Here is a 19,408-nt window from a genome sequence, read left to right on the forward strand (position 1 = left end):
CTGAGACAAATATGAGAATTTGCTGAGAAGCTCCAAAGAGAAGCTTCTTTCAGCATAGTAGACATCAAAATTTATGGACAATCCAGCGAAGTACATTGACGCTGACAGAGGAGAACTCCAAAATGAGATCGCGCATCAGTCCAGATTTGGAGAGGGTGCAATGCGTGATGTTCAAGCTCTAGCTCTAGAATCGGGAGATGGAACTTATGAGAGAGTTCAGTGCGAATCGTTTCCCCTACCTGTAATGCAACTTGATAGTTTAGTGCATCTAACTTAACAATCTGATTGATGAGACTTTGTAAATGCATTTCAATGCGATCCTCTACAGGATTGTAAAAAGCGAGATGCTGAAACTGGGTGAGATCGAAATTGCCCTGAAATTGCTGATTGAGATGCTGCAAAATATTGAGATTAAATGCGGCCGTAACTTCCTGAGCGTCGTTATAAGCAGCTTCGAGAAGATCAACCGACTTCTGCAAGTCTACCCCTAACAAGAAAAACTCCCCAGGCTTGAGCGCATGTTGGATTTGTGTGAGAAAGCGATCGCGCTCTGACTGATCCAAATTTCCTAGAGTACTTCCTAGAAAAATTAGCATTCGATTTTCTAATTCAGAGGAGGGCAGTTCTGCTAAGGCTTGTTCGTAAGTTCCAGCTAACCCACAAACCCGCAAAGTTGGATACTGATTTAATAGATCGAGAGCAGTACTTCTGAGAATGCCTTCGCTGACATCGATCGGAAAATAATAGAGAGGTTGCTCCAACTGCCCATAAGCTTCGAGGAGGACACGAGTTTTCCGAGAACTGCCACTACCCAGTTCAATCAATTCACAATTTCCTGTCAGTTTCACAATCTCTGGGGCATATCTTTCTAAGATGCCTTGTTCAGTGCGGGTTGGATAGTATTCTGGGGTATCACAGATCTGCTCGAATAGTTGTGAACCGCGATCGTCATAAAAATAACGGCAAGGCAGCGTTTTCGGATTGCCTGCTAGTCCTTGAATGACTTCTTCACCTGTATCAGCTTGGGGAATTGATTTGCTCAATGGAATCCAGCGAAAGCGATCGAGTTGTGAGTTCTTTTGTGTTGCTATCATCGGGTGCTTCATGAATGAGATCTACCTGAATTCGTCTAGATTGATAGTCGAAAATCAATTGAATGTGTGTTAACAGAACAATGGCTGTAATTCGTTATCAATCACAGCCGAAATTATGGTTCTAGGTCAACTTCGTTTTATTGCGCCCCACCACTATAGAAATTGAGCCGTCCAAATCCTAAGAATTGGCTCATACTCTGCTCTCCAACTGGAAAAGCAGTGACTCCGAACTCATAGATTCCACCAGAAGCTGGATTTGCTTTTGCTTCTAAGACAACAGTGACTGTACTTCCAGGTTGAACAGGTTGATCAAACACGATCGTAGCTTCTCCCGGAACTGATTCTCCTCCAACATTCGCCAAAGGAATTTCAGCACCGCTTGCATACCGAGCGCCTGCAAATGCTTTGCTTCTGCCGACATCAAACTTCACGGTTTCTAAGTTGCGCTCTTGAGCAATTCGTACTGCTTTGAGCGCCGGTCCTGCATCCGAGGGAACAACCAGAGTAAACTCATAAGTCGATGGCACGTAAGCTTGCGATTGAGACGTATAAGCGCGCATGAGGCGAGGGGGATGTGAGAAAAAAGCTTGCCCACCATTGAACTGGACTGGAGCCATTTGGGATTCAGTCATCTGTGTAGGCATCATTGTTGACATTCCAATCTCAGAGAGCCTAGGCTGAGTCGAATTCTTAAATTGACTGTGAGTGGGTGGATGCAAGGAAAAGGTTGGGGATGTGCCAATTTCAGAGAGCCGGGTGTGTGTTGGGTTGCTGGCGTTAGTTTGCGAGAAGGCTGAGGGTTGGGTGCTGATAGTTGCAGCGATCGCGATCATCATTCCTAGTGCAAGTCTTTGAAATAGCATCGTCAAATCTCCTTGTGAAATGAAAGGTTCTGGTTTCAGTTAAGTTAAGTGAACTTCTGAAGCTTCACTCTAATTAAACGAAGTGAAACTGAGAGCCGTATGAGGAAAAAACGTCGGATGTGCTAAATCTTTCCTGAGAAGAAGCTGAGAAATCTCACGTAGTCGTTACTATCTGAATCACAGCACATTGTTCTGTTACCCTTGGATTCTATTCCGGGGCGGATAGGCAACAAAGCATAGGGATCTGATTTGATTGCCTATCCTTTAACTGCAAGAAGGTTAACCTTCTGCATACTGGCTAATCTGGTGAATCAGTTTTGCAACTAATCCTGTCCATCCGGTTTGATGGCTGGCTCCAATTCCAGCCCCGTTGTCTCCATGAAAATATTCATAAAACAGCATCAAATCTTGCCAATTCGGATCAGTTTGAAAAAGCTCTGTTGCCCCATAGACAGGTCGCCGCCCAGATGGATCTTGAAGAAAAATCTGAATCAGCCGATGTGAGAGTTCTAAAGCAACTTCCCAAAGAGTTAGCCATTGCCCTGAACCAGTTGGGCACTCTACTTTGAAATCATTGCCTAAGTAATGATGAAACTTTTGCAGTGACTCAATCAGTAAGAAATTGACCGGAAACCAAACAGTCCCCCGCCAATTCGAGTTTCCTCCAAATAGACCACTGCTAGATTCAGCAGGTTCATAGTCTACTCGAAACTGTGTTCCATCCACATCAAACGTATAAGGATGTATCGCATGATGTTTCGAGAGTGCCCGAATTCCGTGAGAACTGAGAAATTCAGTTTCATCCAGCATCTTCTGTAAAATTCGTCGAAGCTTGTCTTGAGACACGATCGCTAACAATCTCCTGGCTTGCATCCCTTTTGTCTCCATACAAGCCACATTACGCCTCAAGTCAGGACGATGTTGAATAACCCATTCTAGCCGCTTCTTAAAAGCAGGTAATTGATGAAGTGTTTCTGGCTCTAATGTTTCGATCGCGAATAAAGGAATCAGCCCGACCATCGATCTCACTTTCAATTCAATCTGCTGGTCATTCGGTAAGTGTAGAACATCATAGTAAAATCCATCGGTCTCATTCCATAGTGAAGTTTCTGCTTCTCCAATACGATTCATTGCATCAGCAATGTAGAGATAATGTTCAAAGAATTTAGTCGCAATGTCTTCATAGACTGGATTGGTTTGAGCAAGTTCAAGCGAGATCGCAAGTAAATTTAAACAATACATCCCCATCCAACTTGTGCCGTCGGATTGATCGATATGGCCGCCTGTTGGAAGTGTTGCACTACGATCGAACACTCCAATATTGTCGAGTCCTAGAAATCCACCTTGAAAGATGTTTCTCCCTTCTACATCTTTGCGATTTACCCACCAAGTAAAATTTAGTAAAAGCTTTTGAAACACGCGCTCTAAGAAAACGCGATCGCTGCGTCCATACATTTTCTGCTCAATCTTATACACACGCCAAGTTGCCCAAGCATGAACCGGCGGATTCACATCACCGAACGCCCATTCATAAGCTGGAATTTGCCCATTGGGGTGCATGTACCATTCCCGCGTCAAAATATCTAGCTGATATTTCGCAAACTCCGGATCAATCATCGCCAGTGGAATGCAATGAAATGCTAGATCCCAAGCTGCAAACCAAGGATATTCCCACTTGTCAGGCATCGAAAGAATGTCATCTGTATGAAGATGGAACCATTCACGATTGCGTCCATATTTGCGCTCTGAAGGAGCAGGAGCAATCGGATCGCCTTTGAGCCAAGCTTCTACACTGTAATGATAGTATTGCTTGCTCCAGAGCATTCCAGCAAATGCTTGACGTTGGACATTTCGCATCTCATCGCTCAGTGGAAAGGGTGTAATGCGATGGTAGAATTCATCAGCTTCTTGTTGTCTAGCTCTGACTATCGCATCAAAATCAGCAAAAGGAGTCGTTAAATTTGCACGATCGCTGAGCCGTAATTGAATTGTTTGAGTCGCATACGCTGGAATGATCAATTGATAATGTACGGCTGCTTTTGTGCCGATTTTATCTGGGTTCACGGCTTCCTCATTGCCATGAATAATATAATCATTGATACCATCCTTGACATAAGCAGAATGATTCGCGGAACTCAGGATTCTCTCATTGTTGGTTTCGTTTTCTGTGAAAAGTAATCCTTCACCTTTCTCACAGTACAACCATCGCTTGTTGAGGGTTGGATGATCTGCTTCGATTACATCATAGGTATGATTCGATCGCACAATTTTGAGTGAGGGCTTTGAACTATCTTGAGTCCAAGACCAAGTATTCCGAAACCACAGGGTTGGAAGGACATGAATAGGCTTTGTTTCGGAACTACGATTGGTGATTTTAATTTGAATCAGAATATCTTCAGCATCCTGCTTTGCATATTCAACCATCACGTCAAAGTAGCGCTGCTGATCAAATATGCCTGTGTCGAGGAGTTCAAATTCTGGCTCTTGGCGAGTTCGATGCTGATTTTCTTTAACGAGTTGCGTGTAAGGGAAAGTGCTTTGTGGATATTTGTACAGCGCTTTCATGTAGGAATGAGTTGGCGTGTTATCCAAGTAGAAATAGTACTCTTTGACATCTTCGCCATGATTCCCTTCGTTTCCGGTAAGTCCAAACAATCGTTCTTTCAAAATCGGATCGGCTTTATTCCACAGCGCGATCGCAAAACATAGTCGTTGATGATTGTCTGAAATTCCCAATAAACCATCTTCACCCCAACGATAAGCACGCGATCGCGCTTGATCATGAGAAAAGTAATCCCAGGCAGTTCCAGACGGACTGTAATCTTCGCGAACGGTTCCCCATTGTCGATCGCTGAGATAAGATCCCCATCTGCGCCAATGAGCTTTGTGGGTTCGAGCAGCTTCCAATCTAAGTTCTTCTTGAGTTGGAACAGTCATGGTTTAGTACCTTGATGAAAAGTGAGCGATCGCGAAGTAATCTAGTGGCTATCAATTCCAGAGATTTGAAGATTCACAGCATTGAGATAACCCCGATCATTCAAAGTGCTAGCAGGCAGTCGATTTGTAACAATCGCCGCTTGAACAATATCTTTTGCGTGAACTCGCCCAGCTTTGTAATCATAGATCAGTTGGCTGTAGCTCGAAATTCCTTGATCGCGTAAATAGCCACGATAAGCTAAATTGGCTAGATCGCTCGGCGTGAGCGTGTTGTTCAGAACTTGGCTTGGCACCGATTGAATCATACTCAGTTCTTGATCAATTCGAGTTTCAGCATGGGCAGCCGTTGCGGTTACAGCAGATAACAGTAAAACAGATAATCCTGCAATGAGTTGACGTTTCATAGGAATTGCCTCATTAATGATTGAACTGCTTCCTAGAATGAACGATGCGGCTGAATATCCGTTGATGATTAGCTGAGAATTTAGTGAGTAAAGGTAGAATCGATATTTTACTTTGTTCAGTCTTTTCTCAGCTTTGACTCAGAATGCTTGAAGCATCGATCGATATACTAAAACGAATTGAGTTCAAGACGATATCATGCAAACGAAAACATCAGCAATTGCATTACTATTAACGCAGGCAGATCAAGCACATCACGACTATGAACAAAGCGTATTGAAAGGTCTGTATGACCAGGATTGGGCAGACTGGTATGCTGAATATGTGATTCAGAATGGCTTAAGTGAATTGTTGGAACAGGAGGTCACAGTTCAGCAAGTCAGCCAGTTTTTTACCCAAAGTTATGAAGCGTACAAGGGCAAAAAATCTGGAGAGAGTTGGGCGGATTACACAGCAAAGGAAATGCAACAGAGACAATTTGTCTGAAGAAGTGCGATCGCATTAATCAAAATCTCGTTTATTAGATTGTGAAATACTGCGATCGCTGAGGAACTAATCAGATAACGTTCGTGATCAGTGGCGGCTAGTAACTTTTGTAGTCCAACCAAGATCTTGATACCAATCGCTGCAACATAGTTGTTCGACGTTAGTCTGACTCTAGATTTTGAAAAAATTAGTCTGCCCCATAGACATCAAATCTTCTATTGTCAGAGAAGACTCGCTTAGTGAAGCAGATATTGTAAGAGTCAGCTCAGAGGGGTAAGGAAGATTATCGGCATAAACTGCTCCGACAAGATTATCGCGATTTTCGGTTTTCTTACCGATGTAGAAGACATCAGAGAACACTCTCCTCCCTGGCTGTAGATCTCCACAATCAATCTCAACAGTTAGTTGGTTAGCCGCTTGATTGATGCATACACTCCCTGGTGTCTTAGGTCTGTTAAATCTCATTCTACTTAGGTCAGGGCCGAGAGATTGTTTTTCGGGCATTTTAGGAAGATCTTTCTTTTCAAGCATCTCTATCTGCATTGAAGAGTTAACTGAGACCTCAACTCTGACATTCCGTGCAGCGACACGCCCAATATTTGAGATAGATAGCCGAACTGGGCGAAATAGTTTGCATATGTAGATGTAGTGAGCTAGCTCATGGTAATATTTTCGATTTGTTCTATAGATTGATATTGAATCAAGTCCATAGATATTTTTGGGTGGATCAAGCAAAGATGGGATGCTTTGAGATGACGGCAAGTTGAATAATTCAGCTTCAATTGATAAGTGTGAGCCAATCAGTTCCGCTGTATGTGGATTGGAAAATTCAACCGAAAGATTAGCGTCAATCTCTTCAGGTTCCACCCTCATTCGTGCAATTTCTTCCAAACGAGCTGGTTTTGTTGGATCGGTTGAACTTCCTCTCCTCACATACACCTGCTCTTTATCTAGCTTTCCATATTTCCTCTTAAGATATATTGGTCTTGTTTGCTGTTCAATCCGGATAACACCTACTTGCTTGCCCTCAATAGCGACAGCTTCATAATGAAAGAGAACTGGCTGATTAGTAAGGTTATTGATAAATTGCTGAAGTGTGTGATCATCGAGATGATTTTGTATTCCTACTACCTTACTCTTCCCTCCACGTATTTCCTCTACTCCAATCAAGATGTATGCCTCGGATCTTCGCCATACGTTTGCGAATCCTAGAATATCCTTGACAAGTTCAGACTTCTCGTCCTCAGTTGCCTGTGAGAACGGATATTGCTCTTTTTTAAAGTCAAGCGTTGGACTTTCTTCTTCGTAAAGCAGGCTTTCAAGTAGTTGAGTTTTCATTTAATTGATTTTGCTTCCCACGGATTAGCCTCTGTATCAGCTTACAGTGTTGAATCGTAGTTTAGAGGTGTACGTCGAAATTATTTTTAGACAGATCTAGCTCTTTCTACATTCAGCACGTTATCCGAACGCAAATCTGTATAACGCCCTAAATCAGCACATTGTACAGACGAAGATCTGTATAACATCCCAGAATTGAATGATTAGGCAGACAGGGATCTGTGTAACACCCCTGTACGGCATTTTATCCAGATCGGCAGTTTGGATAATAGCTGCGTTTATTGAAGTGCATTTATATTTCTTCAGCAAATCTTTATTCACTGGTTTTTAGCCACGACGATCGCTATCACAACAAATGAGCTTTCGTACAGAATGAGGGCTAAATGATGCCTGGAAAGCTCTGCTGATCGCGATCAGCAGAGTCTCAGTTAAGCACTCGTCTCAAATCATACCTATTCACCACCACTATAAAGATTGATTCGTCCAAAACCTAAAAATTGACCTACCCCGTTGTCTCCTGCCGGAAATGCGGTCACTCCAAATTCATAAGCGCCTCCAAATTCTGGATTAGCCTTCGCTTCAAGTGCAACCGTCACTGTGCTACCAGGCTGTACGGGTTGATCAAATACGATCGTAGCTTCCCCAGGAGCAGGCTTCTCACCACCGACACTTGCCAGAGGAATCTCCGCTCCTGCTGCAAATCGTTCTCCTGCAAATGCTTTACTTCTGCTCGCATCAAATTTCACTGTGCCCAAATTTCGTTCCTGAGCAATCCGAACTGCTTTCAAAGGCTGTCCAGCATTAGCGGGAACAGTCAAAGTAAACTCATAGGTCGATGGAGTATAGGCTTGGGTTTGAGAAGCGTGAACACGAACTAACTGAGGGGAATGAGAGAAGTAAGCTTGTCCATTGTTCAGTGGAGCTTGGCTCATTGGAGCCTCAACCATTTGAGTCATCGGAGACTGCATCGAGTTAGAGGTGCCAATTTCAGACAATCTGAGGTGAGTGGAATTCTTAAATTGGCTTTGAGAGGGTTGACGCGAGATATTTGTTTGAGCAGTGCTGATTTCCGAAAGGTAGGGATGAGTCGGGTTCTTGAACGTTGTTTGAGAAAAAGCTGAGGATTGTGTGCTGACTGTTGCAGCGATCGCGAACATTGTACTGATTGCCAATTTCTGAAATAGCATGATCAAATCTCCATAAAATTAGAAGTAGATTGCGCCTCGTCAAATTCGGGATTGACTTGAAGCTTGAGTATGATTAAACGCTGTCTGTCTGAGAGTCGCCTAAAGAAAAGCTTGAGTTAGATAAACGTTTACTGAGAAAAAGATGAGAATGAGCAACTATTTTTCAACCAAGCGCATCACATGACCATCTGGATCGCGAACCAGTAATCCTCGTTTAAACCCCAAAGTCTGCCCTGGGATCGTTACAACATTGGAAGAAACAAGCTGCGATCGCTTTAGTTGTTGCGCGATCGCTTTCACATCATTCACTACCAAAGTTGTTTGCCAACTGAGTAAATCATTGGGTCGAGCATCCATAGGAAGTGATCGACCATCACGCGGCTCCAAGTATTCTAAAAATTCAATTCCCACTCCAGTCGGCGCTCTTAATCCACTAATATGCAATCTCGCTCCTTCCACATTGTTCAGATGTGCTTGCTCTGTTCCATAGTTCATACTTTCTCCTACTACTTTTAGACCAAGCAGATCCCGATAGAAGCTCAAACTATTTGCAGTATTGGAAACAACGATCGCAGTATGATCAATCCCTAGAAATATCTGATTCGTAGACTTTTGCCATTTCGGATTGCCTTTTCCTGGAGGGAAGTAAATGAGTTCTAGATTGTGACCATCTAGGTCTTTGAAATAGAAGGCACGAATTCCAGCTGCTGCTTTATTCCAATCTGGAATTCGTTGAGGAGCAGTAGAAGTATGTTGAACTTTATATTTTCGTAGGTGCTGATATGCTTTATCGATGTCGTTGACCACGATCGCAATGTGTTGAAACCAGCGATCGTGACTCCGGGAATCGATCGGAATAGGTTTACCTTTGGGTGTGAGGTACTCTGTAAGTTCAAGCACTTCACCGCCCAGTTGCATTTTGACGACTCGCATCCGAATCCCGAATAGCCCTTGAAGTTGTTCATAGTTTGAACCCAGAACTTCTACATCCGAAATTTTCTGAAAGGGCAAAACTTGAGAATAGAATGAGATAGCTTTATCCATATCAGAAACTGTTATTCCAACAGATTCGACTGCTAGCACAGGTTGCTGAGATTGAGCAGCACTTTGAACAGCCTGAGATGCTACTTGTGGATAAGCTTGCTGATAAGGAGAAATTGAGATCGCAAACAATGTAAAACAAGCAAGCACCGTGTATCGAATTCTTCTATGGATTGTAGTCTTCATGATTCAAATCAAGATGTTGAACTTACTGAGCAAGTCGAATTCCTGAAAACTGCCAACGGGTTGACGCTGGAAAGAAATTGCGATAGCTAGGACGAATATGACTCTGAGGCGTAACACATGAGCCACCTCGTAGCACCATCTGATTGCACATAAATTTTCCGTTATACTCTCCAACGGCTCCCTTCGCAGGCTGAAATCCTGGATAAGCAAGATAAGCGCTCTGTGTCCACTCCCACACATCGCCAAACATCTGAGCAGGTCGAGTCATTCCCTGCGCTCCAGAAGGATGTAATCGCCCACTCTCCAAGAAATTTCCTTGTATTGCAACCTGTCTTGCTGCAATTTCCCATTCTGCTTCAGTGGGTAGTCTTTTCCCTGCCCAACGCGCATAAGCATCTGCTTCGTAAAAGCTCACATGACACACAGGCTCATTGCTGTCTAGAGGACGCAATCCTGCAAGTGTCATGATCCACCAAGTTCTATCCATCTGTTCCCAATATAAAGGCGCAGACCATCGCTCTGCTTGCACAGTTGCCCAACCATCAGAAAGCCAAAATTCTGGCCGATTGTATCCACCTGCTTGGATAAACTCTAGATACTCTCCATTTGTAACTAATCGATCGGCGAGTTCATAGTCTTGTAGATACACTGAATGACGTGGAGACTCATTATCAAACGCAAAGGATTCGCCTTCATGCCCGATCGTATAAATTCCCCCGCAGTAGCTCAACCAACCCATTTTTGAAGCAATAGATGCAGGCAAGGAAAGGTCTGATCGATAAGCTGGACGCAGTGGATTGAGTGCTAGATTGTATTTAATATCCGTGAGCAGCAGTTCTTGATGTTGTTGTTCATGCTGTAAGCCGAGTAGAATCAAAGATTCCAAAGGTACTTCTGCAAATTCCTGCAAAAATAATCCCATTGCTTGATCCACGTAAGCGCGATAACGATAAATCTCTTCGACTGTTGGACGAGAGAGCAATCCTCTGTGAGGTCGCGGGTGACGACTTCCTACTGCTTCGTAGTAAGAATTGAACAAATAGTTAAACTGGGGATGAAACACTTCATAACCTGGCAAATATGGAACCAGTAGAAAAGTTTCAAAAAACCAGGTGGTATGTGCTAAGTGCCATTTTGGAGGACTGACATCGGGCATCGCTTGCAGGATGTAGTCTTCGATCGCTAAAGGTTGACAGATCTGTTCACTGACTCGACGTATAGACTGATAGCGATCGAGGAGTGCGGTTTGAGGTTTAAGTTGAGAAAGCATAAGAGATTCAGATGTCTGGTAGTTGATCGCTCAATTTCTGAGCTTTGAATCCGCATCTAAAAATGCAGCGTTTGTGATTTTGGTGATGAAGTTTGGCACAACAAACGGCCTGCTGTCCCTTGATTCGCACATAGATCTCAGAAGCTAAAAACATCCCAAGAATCGGTGCGGTTAAGTAAACCCAAATCGCAGTCCAATTGTTTGCCGGAATTGCAGAAGCAATGGTTCGAGCAGGGTTCATACTCATCCCGGATAATGGAGCCTCGATTATGATATAGGTCGCCACCAAAGCTCCTGCAAAGAGTCCTGTCCATCGTGCGAGTCGTGCCGTGTTTGACACTGTGAGAACAGTCATCATTAAACCGAAAGAAATGACCAATTCAGCAAAAAACGCAATGATTGCTCCTTGAGTTCCTGGAATTGTCACAATGTAGTCAACTGAAGGATGTGAGAGCATGTTTCCTAATAACCCTGCTGCAATTAAAATTCCGAGTGATCCACCGATCAATTGAGCAATGACATAGCAAAATGCATCTTTCGGCTTCACTTTACCTAAGCGGAGAAACGTTAACGTCACCGCAGGATTGTAATGTGCACCTGATTGCTTTCCCCAAGGAGAATAGATCAGCGAAATTGCTGTCAGTCCCATGCCAATTCCGATCAACGATCGCTGAAGTAACGGATCGATCTGAGAGATCGGCGAACTAGGATGTACGACTGCTGCTGTAATCACCGCAGCAGCAACCATGAAAATCCCTAATCCTGCTGCTTCCATCAAATATTCAGGATAGTGATGACGAATTGTATTGATCATGGTTAGACTCTCTAAGTGCTGCCTCAGTGCTATCGGATTCTCTGCAATTCACGATCGCTGTGACGAACACCCTTCACTGCCCGCAGAGATTCTCCCAATGACCAAACTGCACCGCCCAGGAGCAAGATATCTTTGAGTAAAAATTGTCCCGGTACAACTGATAAAGCCGGAAATCCGAGTGTCGGTTCCCAACCTGGTGTAGAAAATAAAAAGCTCAAGGTTAACAAGCAGGTAACTACTGCCATCCCACTGCCAACGACAGAAGCAATCGGTAACCACGAGCGCAATGCCATCAAGACCGCAGTTGCAACTTCAATCACACCAATCAGATTAGACACTCCCTGAACACTGATAACGCGATACATCCAACTCATGAATGGGCTATGTTCTACAAGTGGCTTAATTGCATTCGCTTCGTAAGGTGTAAACTTCATCAAGCCGATCCAAAATAAAATCAGCACGATTCCATACCGCATCAGAGCAAGCCCAATGAGTTCTAGAAGTCGGCTAACTGCTTTTCGATCATTTGTCGTTGCCATTTTTAATTCTCCTTATTTATCTCAATCGATCAATCAAGTGATCTCCTACCCGCAAGGCATTCGCAATGATTGTCAGAGTTGGATTGACCGCAGCACTAGCCGGAAAGAAGCTACCATCGACAACATACAAATTGTCCACGTCATGAGTTCGACAGTTGATATCCAGCACAGAGGTTTGTGAATCTTCTCCATAGCGGCAAGTTCCACATTGATGCGCGACCCCTTGAAGTGGGATTTTTTTACGGAAGTAGAACGAACAAGGTAAGAAGCGATCGCCACAATCAATCGATTTCAAAACTTCTGTCCAGCGATGTAATAATCGATCGAATGCAACCGTGTTATTGTCTTTGTAGCTTAGATGAATCTTGTCTCCTTTCACCTGTACACGATTGTTTGGATCAGGTAAATCTTCTGCTGTGAGCCACCAATCTACAGAATGACTGGCAAGCGATGCGAAGACTTCACGATCTTGAAATGAAACTCCAGCAATCTTCGGAGAATCCAGTGCAATCATGTCAGCATTGACCTTGCCGAGCAGTTGAATATGACCCATTGGATAGTCAAATCCTGCTTCTCCCCAGTAAAAATCATTCACAGCTAGGGTTTTCTGAAATTGAGTTGGATTTGGCTTTTTCGTCAATCCAACGATCGCACCATTCTGATGCCTCATAAAATTCCGTCCAACCTGATCAGAACGATTCGCTAATCCAGTTGGGTGTTGATCATTCGCAGATCGTAGTAGCAGAGCCGCAGAGTTAATTGCACCACAAGAGACAACAACAATATCTGCAGAAAACATCTGGATTTGACCTGCAACATCGACCTCAACCGCTGTGACTTCTCGACCCGATGGACTTGTATGCAAACGGAGTACCTTCGCTGAAGTGAGTAAGGTTAAATTCTCAGCACGATCGATCGCAGGACGTACACAATTGATCTCTGCATCTGCTTTCGCATTAACTAAACAAGGAAACCCATCGCAAGTATCACAACGAATGCAAAAACTCAAATGGCGATTCGCTTCGTTGAGCTTAATGGCTAGCGGAAGATAAAACGGATGCAAGCCTTTTGCTTGTAGCGCATCATGAATCTCTTGAATTCGCGGCTCGTGTTGGATGGCTGGAAAAGGATAGTCTTGACTTGCCTGTGGCTCGGTTGGGTCTAGTCCATGCTGTCCATGCACTTCATAGAGTGCTTCTGCCTGAGTGTAGTAAGGTTCAAAATCGCGATACTTCAAAGGAGATTCTAGCGAAATGCCTCCTTGATGTTGAACTTGGTCAAAATCACGCTCGCGCCACCGAAACAGCGCTCCACCGTAGACTTTTGTATTGCCCCCGACAAAGTAACCTGTTCCAGGATGTAAGGCTTGCCCGTCTTGATCTCGCCAAACTTCTTTAGTGTGATAGCGATCGTGGTGAAAAACCTCAACTGTATCCCAGTTCTGCTTTTCTCTTGGTAGAAACGAGCCTCGTTCTAGCACTAAGATCTTTTTTCCGGTTGGAGCAAGACGATGTGCAAGTGTGCCTCCGCCTGCTCCTGTACCGATGATAATCACATCGTAATGAGCTTGAGTTGTCATAGTTCTTACCTTATTTTAACCGTGAGTTCATCCTCTAACTGAGTCACCTGCCATCGCGTCTGTTCACCTTCCTGGTAGAAATGCAAAGAAACAATCGCATCTCCCACTCTCAATTGCTTCACCGTTAAATCTGGCAATTAATCTGTTGAGTTTATTCCTCCATTGCATTCAATGGGTTTTGCCGTCCGTATCGCAATACTGTTGACATCCATACCAATTCATCTAAAAAGCGATCGAGCCGACGAATCTGAGTCGCTTCATCAATCAAATGACCCATTTCATCAAACAAAGATTGAACATTACTAAAATTTAGATCATAGAAAGTTGTCACTAATCCAAGCTCACGCATCACAGGCAGCAGGTTCTGAATCACCCTTGTTCCACCAAATGCACCTGCTGAAACTCCGCATAATCCCACAGCCTTATGAATGTATTCCTTGAGGCAAGTATCCAATACATGTTTCAACAAACCCGGATAGCCGTGGTTATATTCTGGAACAACAATGATCAAGCCATCAGCACGTTCCATCGTGGCGGAGAACTGAGAATTTTTGATTGATTCACCTGCATCATCAACTGCAATCTCAATCGTGCGAATATCAATTAACTCAGTCTCAACTCCGTCTCTCGCAGCAACTTGCTCTACCACAAATTGAGCGACCAATTCGCTCTGACGACCTTGTCGAGATGTCCCCAAAATCACGGGAATAAATAACGCTTTGCGCATACTACTGCTCCTGATAGTTCCAAAGCAATCCACCATCGACCACAAATGTGCTGCCCGTAATGTAATTTGCGTCTTCAGATGCCAAGAATGCTACCAAAGATGCAACATCTTGAGTGTGCCCTAACCGCCCTAATGGAATGTTGTTCAGCAATGCCTGTAATTTTTCAGGATTGTTCAAAAGCTGTGTGTTGATCGGAGTCTCGATCGCACCAGGAGCCACATTGTTAATCGTAATCCCAAGCGCACCTAGCTCAACTGCTAGATTACGAGTCATCATTCTCATTCCGCCTTTACTAGCACAATAAGCTGTAAAGTTGGGAAAGGGCAATTCTTCATGGACAGAGCTAATGTTGATGACTTTCCCAGGACGGTTTGTTTCGATTAAATGCTGCACAAAAGTTTGCGTAGCAAAGAAAACGCCTTTCAAGTTAACATTCATCACCGCATCATACTCTGCTTCCGTAACTTCCCAGAAGGGAGCATGTTTCTCAATTCCAGCATTGTTGACCAAAATATCTAGCTTGCCAAAATGCTCAATGCTCTCAGTAATCAATTCTCGCACCATGTCAACACTACCGAGATCAGCTTGAATTGAATACGCTTGTGAGTGCGGACATTCCGCAAGATAGCACTTTCCTCCGATCGCATTAACTTTTTCTAGCGTTTCTTGAGCGCCTTCTGGATGAGATCGATAGTTGATCACCACATCTGCTCCTATTGCTGCTAAATGTAGAACAATTTCTTGCCCAATCCCTTGACTGCTGCCTGTAACTAAAGCAACTTTTCCATCAAGTCGCATATCTTACTTCCTCAATCAACAATGTCATTCATTGTGACTGAGAGAAGAAGCTGAAAGATGAGTTCTATCTAAGAACTCCAGCTTAAATTGCTAACATTTTAATGAAAAAATTCTTAGGTGATTTTCAGCAGATTCTCATATTGGAAGGCTTCACATTCAGTGTCCAAGCCACGGTAGTGTCAGAGTAACTTTGTGTCACGATTGTCTAGATCGCTAAATCGTTGTAAAATACCGACGCACCTGGCTTCTCGCTCAGATTCGGCACAATCCAAGATGCAAGGATCGATTCCTCGATCCAGACAGTCAAGATTCCCCTGTGCTGCAATCCAGGGAAAAATTATACTGGCGTATCATCACCCTTTGTAGAGCGATAATTGCAGGATTTACCTCTACATATCGTCGAGAACGATCGCGTAAATAGTTCTCATACTCACTCTCAATCATTGCGATATCTTGTGCTAAAAATCTCATAAATAGACGGTTGCGAATCACACGCTCTAGCACAGGTTGTAATAGGGCAATGAGCCATTTTGGGAGGCGAACGTTAACAAACAGAAGTGAGAATGAACGACTTTCGTGTTGAGAGATCGGCGATCGCATCAGATAGAGGTAAGACAAATCTTGCAGAGAATTGATGTAGTTAGGATATTGATAATTTACTGAAATCGTTCGAGTGATCACTTTAGAAGTATCATTTAATCCTAAAAATCTTGCGATCGCTCCTCGATATGACACCCGATAATCGGCTCGGACAGAAGCTTCCGCTTCTTCCAACTTGAGCAATACGGGATCAAACCATCCCTGTAGATTTCGATGCAGATATCCGTGAAAAACATCCATCGTATTTTCATTGCAAATCGTGTAGTGAGCATTAAAATGTGCGCTCACTGGAATCATTAACCAGTTGGGATTTGCATATTGCGGAATGTCTAGGAGAGGAATCTGATCTGCTTGGGCTGGATCGCCTGGAAAAACAAAAATAATACCGTACTGTTCTCGAACAGGAAAAGTTCTCAAACAAGCAGTCGGCAACTTCTGATCAATTGGAAAATATGGAATGTGAGTGCATTGTCCATTTTGAAATTTCCAGCCATGATAAGGACAAACAATTGCATCTCTCTGAACAACACCCCGATGCAATGCTACTCCTTTATGTGGGCAGCGATTTTCTACCGCTCTCACAATGTTTTGATCATCACAATAGATAGCAAGCTCTTGATTCCAGAGTGTGATTGCAAGGATTTGCAAAGGCTTGATCTCATGTGCCCAGGCTACGGCATACCAGTAGTTGGGGTTGATGCCAATCTCGCGCACTTGCCCTTTGAGTCTGTGTTCTGACAGTGCAGGTGTAAGCTCTATCATGCTCTTGTTAAGAATACGATTGTTTGTCTGTGGTAGTCAGGTCGTCTATCAGGACTATCCTGCAATAAAATCTAATGCAATTCCGTTGATGCAATAGCGTTTACCTGTAGGTCGAGGCCCGTCTTGAAATACATGCCCCAGATGCCCACCACAGCGACGACAATGAACTTCTGTGCGAGCAATAGAAATCGTATAATCAGGTGATGTCGCGATCGCATTTGCAATCGGCGTGTGAAAACTGGGCCACCCTGTTCCACTATTGAATTTTGTTTCTGAAGTAAAGAGCGGAAGTTTACAGGCAGCACAGACATAGCTTCCCTTGCTGTACTGTTTGTCAAGTGGGCTTGTTCCTGCTCGTTCTGTGCCATGCTTGCGGAGGACATAAAACTGCTCTGGTGTTAGCAGATTGCGCCACTCTGTTTCAGTTTTGATGATTTCAAATGAACGTTCTGGCATATTTTTTGGATTCTGGCGGAGGGTATGGGATACCCAAACGGTTCCTGCAAGCGCTAAACCTGCTTGCACAAAATATCGTCTATTCATCGTTCGGTCGTTCGGGGATTCGTACATTGAACTATTCAGGACTGAGAAACTTCTGAAGTGAAGGTTTAAATTCGATAAAGCTTGCCTGAGAAAACAATGAGAATAAATATTTGAGCGTAAAAAGCGGCGACAGAGTTCAGATTAATTAGAGCTTCTCAGCTTGTTTTCAGAATTCTTTCAGATATAGCTCAGGCTTATATTCTATGCTCAATTCCTAGTGATAGCAGCTTATTGTTTACCGCTATGGCGCATATTCTTTTAGTCGAAGATGAAGTTGCACTTGCACAATTTATTTCACTTGAGCTAAGTAATGAAGGATATCAGGTCAGTACAGCCCACGATGGGATGACTGGACTTGCTATTGCACGGCAATCTCTGCCAGATCTTGCCATTCTGGATTGGATGCTACCGGGACTGTCTGGGATAGAACTTTGCCGCCGATTGAGAACCACAGGAATCAAGATTCCAATCATCATGATGACAGCAAAAAATGAAGTAGAAGACCGAGTTGATGGACTAGATGCTGGAGCAGATGATTATATTACAAAGCCGTTTAGTGTAGAAGAACTGTTCGCACGAATTCGTGCTCATCTTCGCCGAACTCAAGAAGTGTATGAAAATATCTTGCAAGTAGGTGAGCTAAAATTGGATCGACTGACTCATCAAGTATTACGGGGAGATCGCTTAATCGATTTAACGGTCAAAGAATTTGATCTTCTCGCTTACTTAATGCAGAATCCTCAACAGGTTTTTACGAAAGAGCAGATTTTGGAAAACGTCTGGGGATACAATTTTGGCGGGGATTCAAACGTGATTGAAGTCTACATTCGGTACTTGCGATTAAAACTCGAGCAGCAAGGTGAAACACGCATCATTCATACCGTACGTGGAGTGGGCTATGTTATCCGAGAATCATAGTCAATGAATCATAATCAATCCTCTTTGCTCAACTTCGTAGCATGGGTAACGAAACAATGAAGGTCGTACCTATGCCGGGTTCAGAATCAAGGGAAAGCGTTCCACCCATTTTCTCAACTAAAATTTTGACGATCGCCAGTCCTAATCCGGTTCCTCCTGTGGCTCGACTGCGCGAAGGATCAATGCGATGAAAAGGTTCAAAGATCAACACTTGATCAGACTGGGGAATTCCTTCGCCACGATCGCTCACCTGAATGACAGCACAACCATTCTCTTGAGTTAACTGGATCACAATTGGTAAATCGGGTTGAGAATATCGAATCGCATTCTCAATCAGGTGATCTAGCACTTGCATGAGGTGATCCCGACGTGCTTGAACGCGAATCGGAATCGGCGAAATTTCAAGCTGAATATTCGGATGATCAAACTTACCCCGCATATTTGCGATATTGCGCACAAACTCATTGAGAATCAGAGGCTCTTGAGGAAGCGAAACATCTAAGCTCTCTGCTCTTGCAAGATCGATCAGGTCTTGTAGAATCAAGGTCATTCGCTCTGCTTCTTCGGTTACCATTTTCAGGCTCTCTTCCTGACTGAGAGACATAGGAATACGCTTGACGGTGCGCTGAAGGTATCCATAAATCACACTGAGAGGAGATCGCAGCTCATGAGCAACATTGCTAATAAATTGCCGCTGCTGCTGCTTGATGGCGGCTTTCTGACTGAGCGTCTCGCTCCATGCTTGAGCAACGACTCGAATCTCGCTTGGCATTGCTCTAGTTGTAAAGGGATTGGATTGGGAATTTGTTGCTGTGGTCTGTATCCAGTGCTGCAATTGATTGACGGGACGCAACAAGAGCCAGGTTACTGCTAAAGTTGCGATCGTCATTCCAATCATCACAATCAAGCTCAGGTTGACCAACTGACTAGAGATCGTCAGAAATTGTGCTTCAGTCAACTGATCGGAGTACATCATCAGCACAGTCTGAATGCTCCAATGACTCAATTGCTGATAGATCGCAATTGCGATCGCACAAATTCCAATTACAGTGACAGCAAGCCGAAACTGCAATGAAGCGAAATCAAATCTTTTCCGCCTGTTCTGCCCATTTGAAACCTGCCCTGGCCGATTCATTAACTTTACTCATATGTAGAGGGAGTTCGTTTTAGATTAGAGAGTGTTTGAAAAGTTGATTACCTCACCCGTCCCGACTTGCAAATCCAGGTCTAACTGTGCGAAGTCTGTTGCAATAAACCGAAGAAATAATGATAGTCGGCTTCTAATTCTTTCAGTAGACTTCGTTCTACTAGCACCAGGCTGGA

18 protein-coding genes are annotated in these 19,408 nt (G+C 43.7%); 2 read left to right on the forward strand and 16 right to left on the reverse strand.

Features of this window, described 5'->3' with window-relative positions; genetic code table 11:
* Positions 1–71: 71 nt before the first annotated feature.
* The 4 genes from egtD to ACMUEV_RS29850 form a co-directional block, all read right to left on the reverse strand.
* Complete coding sequence (egtD, locus tag ACMUEV_RS29835; protein ID WP_242044328.1) at positions 72–1,094, reverse strand: L-histidine N(alpha)-methyltransferase; 1,023 nt, start codon at positions 1,092–1,094, stop codon at positions 72–74.
* A gap of 137 nt (positions 1,095–1,231) precedes the next feature.
* Complete coding sequence (locus tag ACMUEV_RS29840) at positions 1,232–1,957, reverse strand: DUF2808 domain-containing protein (protein ID WP_190650107.1); 726 nt, start codon at positions 1,955–1,957, stop codon at positions 1,232–1,234.
* A 279-nt stretch (positions 1,958–2,236) separates the two neighbouring features.
* A complete protein-coding gene (locus tag ACMUEV_RS29845; RefSeq protein ID WP_190650105.1) occupies positions 2,237–4,894 on the reverse strand; it encodes an MGH1-like glycoside hydrolase domain-containing protein in 2,658 nt (885 codons plus the stop codon).
* Positions 4,895–4,935: 41 nt separating this feature from the next.
* Positions 4,936–5,298, reverse strand: coding sequence for a hypothetical protein (locus ACMUEV_RS29850; protein WP_190650103.1), 363 nt, complete (start codon positions 5,296–5,298; stop codon positions 4,936–4,938).
* A 196-nt stretch (positions 5,299–5,494) separates the two neighbouring features.
* On the opposite strand from ACMUEV_RS29850, the gene ACMUEV_RS29855 reads away from it, so the two are divergent.
* Positions 5,495–5,782: a hypothetical protein gene (locus tag ACMUEV_RS29855; protein ID WP_190650101.1), complete on the forward strand. Its 288-nt coding sequence runs from the start codon at positions 5,495–5,497 to the stop codon at positions 5,780–5,782.
* 171 nt (positions 5,783–5,953) lie between these two features.
* Here ACMUEV_RS29855 and ACMUEV_RS29860 read toward each other — a convergent pair whose 3' ends face one another.
* From ACMUEV_RS29860 to msrB, 11 genes are all read right to left on the reverse strand, one after another.
* Positions 5,954–7,120, reverse strand: a complete 1,167-nt coding sequence (locus ACMUEV_RS29860) for a helix-turn-helix domain-containing protein (RefSeq protein ID WP_190650099.1) — start codon at positions 7,118–7,120, stop codon at positions 5,954–5,956.
* 452 nt (positions 7,121–7,572) lie between these two features.
* Positions 7,573–8,307, reverse strand: coding sequence for a DUF2808 domain-containing protein (locus tag ACMUEV_RS29865; protein ID WP_190650097.1), 735 nt, complete (start codon positions 8,305–8,307; stop codon positions 7,573–7,575).
* Between the two features lie 156 nt (positions 8,308–8,463).
* Positions 8,464–9,534: a VOC family protein gene (locus tag ACMUEV_RS29870; RefSeq protein ID WP_190650077.1), complete on the reverse strand. Its 1,071-nt coding sequence runs from the start codon at positions 9,532–9,534 to the stop codon at positions 8,464–8,466.
* 22 nt (positions 9,535–9,556) lie between these two features.
* Positions 9,557–10,804: an ergothioneine biosynthesis protein EgtB gene (gene egtB, locus ACMUEV_RS29875; RefSeq protein WP_190650075.1), complete on the reverse strand. Its 1,248-nt coding sequence runs from the start codon at positions 10,802–10,804 to the stop codon at positions 9,557–9,559.
* Between the two features lie 7 nt (positions 10,805–10,811).
* A complete protein-coding gene (locus tag ACMUEV_RS29880; protein WP_190650073.1) occupies positions 10,812–11,618 on the reverse strand; it encodes an MIP/aquaporin family protein in 807 nt (268 codons plus the stop codon).
* A 29-nt stretch (positions 11,619–11,647) separates the two neighbouring features.
* Positions 11,648–12,157, reverse strand: a complete 510-nt coding sequence (locus ACMUEV_RS29885; RefSeq protein WP_190650071.1) for a YkgB family protein — start codon at positions 12,155–12,157, stop codon at positions 11,648–11,650.
* A 16-nt stretch (positions 12,158–12,173) separates the two neighbouring features.
* Positions 12,174–13,736, reverse strand: a complete 1,563-nt coding sequence (locus ACMUEV_RS29890) for a GMC oxidoreductase (RefSeq protein WP_190650069.1) — start codon at positions 13,734–13,736, stop codon at positions 12,174–12,176.
* A gap of 151 nt (positions 13,737–13,887) precedes the next feature.
* A complete protein-coding gene (locus ACMUEV_RS29895) occupies positions 13,888–14,463 on the reverse strand; it encodes an NADPH-dependent FMN reductase (protein WP_190650067.1) in 576 nt (191 codons plus the stop codon).
* A gap of 1 nt (position 14,464) precedes the next feature.
* On the reverse strand, positions 14,465–15,262 hold the full coding sequence (locus tag ACMUEV_RS29900; RefSeq protein ID WP_190650065.1) for an SDR family NAD(P)-dependent oxidoreductase: 798 nt from the start codon (positions 15,260–15,262) through the stop codon (positions 14,465–14,467).
* Between the two features lie 303 nt (positions 15,263–15,565).
* Positions 15,566–16,624: an aromatic ring-hydroxylating oxygenase subunit alpha gene (locus tag ACMUEV_RS29905; protein ID WP_017285560.1), complete on the reverse strand. Its 1,059-nt coding sequence runs from the start codon at positions 16,622–16,624 to the stop codon at positions 15,566–15,568.
* A gap of 54 nt (positions 16,625–16,678) precedes the next feature.
* The gene (msrB, locus tag ACMUEV_RS29910) at positions 16,679–17,167 is read right to left on the reverse strand and encodes a peptide-methionine (R)-S-oxide reductase MsrB (RefSeq protein ID WP_190650063.1); all 489 of its coding nucleotides are present in this window, start codon (positions 17,165–17,167) and stop codon (positions 16,679–16,681) included.
* 243 nt (positions 17,168–17,410) lie between these two features.
* Here msrB and ACMUEV_RS29915 point away from each other — a divergent pair, with 243 nt between their 5' ends.
* Positions 17,411–18,085: a response regulator transcription factor gene (locus tag ACMUEV_RS29915; protein ID WP_017285558.1), complete on the forward strand. Its 675-nt coding sequence runs from the start codon at positions 17,411–17,413 to the stop codon at positions 18,083–18,085.
* A gap of 28 nt (positions 18,086–18,113) precedes the next feature.
* Here ACMUEV_RS29915 and ACMUEV_RS29920 read toward each other — a convergent pair whose 3' ends face one another.
* Positions 18,114–19,220 carry a sensor histidine kinase gene (locus ACMUEV_RS29920; protein WP_190650061.1) on the reverse strand — a complete coding sequence of 369 codons (1,107 nt, stop codon included), beginning with the start codon at positions 19,218–19,220 and terminating at the stop codon, positions 18,114–18,116.
* Between the last annotated feature and the right edge of the window lie 188 nt (positions 19,221–19,408).

The organism is Leptolyngbya sp. FACHB-1624 (genome assembly GCF_047649235.1).
In the GTDB taxonomy this organism is placed as follows: domain Bacteria; phylum Cyanobacteriota; class Cyanobacteriia; order Leptolyngbyales; family Leptolyngbyaceae; genus Leptolyngbya; species Leptolyngbya boryana.

What these genes read in the sequence shown, in the direction of transcription:
- egtD (WP_242044328.1), bottom strand. Translation starts at nt 1,094, where the DNA reads ATGATAGCAACACAAAAGAACTCACAACTCGATCGCTTTCGCTGGATT.
- ACMUEV_RS29840 (WP_190650107.1), bottom strand. Translation starts at nt 1,957, where the DNA reads ATGCTATTTCAAAGACTTGCACTAGGAATGATGATCGCGATCGCTGCA.
- ACMUEV_RS29845 (WP_190650105.1), bottom strand. Translation starts at nt 4,894, where the DNA reads ATGACTGTTCCAACTCAAGAAGAACTTAGATTGGAAGCTGCTCGAACC.
- ACMUEV_RS29850 (WP_190650103.1), bottom strand. Translation starts at nt 5,298, where the DNA reads ATGAAACGTCAACTCATTGCAGGATTATCTGTTTTACTGTTATCTGCT.
- ACMUEV_RS29855 (WP_190650101.1), top strand. Translation starts at nt 5,495, where the DNA reads ATGCAAACGAAAACATCAGCAATTGCATTACTATTAACGCAGGCAGAT.
- ACMUEV_RS29860 (WP_190650099.1), bottom strand. Translation starts at nt 7,120, where the DNA reads ATGAAAACTCAACTACTTGAAAGCCTGCTTTACGAAGAAGAAAGTCCA.
- ACMUEV_RS29865 (WP_190650097.1), bottom strand. Translation starts at nt 8,307, where the DNA reads ATGCTATTTCAGAAATTGGCAATCAGTACAATGTTCGCGATCGCTGCA.
- ACMUEV_RS29870 (WP_190650077.1), bottom strand. Translation starts at nt 9,534, where the DNA reads ATGAAGACTACAATCCATAGAAGAATTCGATACACGGTGCTTGCTTGT.
- egtB (WP_190650075.1), bottom strand. Translation starts at nt 10,804, where the DNA reads ATGCTTTCTCAACTTAAACCTCAAACCGCACTCCTCGATCGCTATCAG.
- ACMUEV_RS29880 (WP_190650073.1), bottom strand. Translation starts at nt 11,618, where the DNA reads ATGATCAATACAATTCGTCATCACTATCCTGAATATTTGATGGAAGCA.
- ACMUEV_RS29885 (WP_190650071.1), bottom strand. Translation starts at nt 12,157, where the DNA reads ATGGCAACGACAAATGATCGAAAAGCAGTTAGCCGACTTCTAGAACTC.
- ACMUEV_RS29890 (WP_190650069.1), bottom strand. Translation starts at nt 13,736, where the DNA reads ATGACAACTCAAGCTCATTACGATGTGATTATCATCGGTACAGGAGCA.
- ACMUEV_RS29895 (WP_190650067.1), bottom strand. Translation starts at nt 14,463, where the DNA reads ATGCGCAAAGCGTTATTTATTCCCGTGATTTTGGGGACATCTCGACAA.
- ACMUEV_RS29900 (WP_190650065.1), bottom strand. Translation starts at nt 15,262, where the DNA reads ATGCGACTTGATGGAAAAGTTGCTTTAGTTACAGGCAGCAGTCAAGGG.
- ACMUEV_RS29905 (WP_017285560.1), bottom strand. Translation starts at nt 16,624, where the DNA reads ATGATAGAGCTTACACCTGCACTGTCAGAACACAGACTCAAAGGGCAA.
- msrB (WP_190650063.1), bottom strand. Translation starts at nt 17,167, where the DNA reads ATGAATAGACGATATTTTGTGCAAGCAGGTTTAGCGCTTGCAGGAACC.
- ACMUEV_RS29915 (WP_017285558.1), top strand. Translation starts at nt 17,411, where the DNA reads ATGGCGCATATTCTTTTAGTCGAAGATGAAGTTGCACTTGCACAATTT.
- ACMUEV_RS29920 (WP_190650061.1), bottom strand. Translation starts at nt 19,220, where the DNA reads ATGAATCGGCCAGGGCAGGTTTCAAATGGGCAGAACAGGCGGAAAAGA.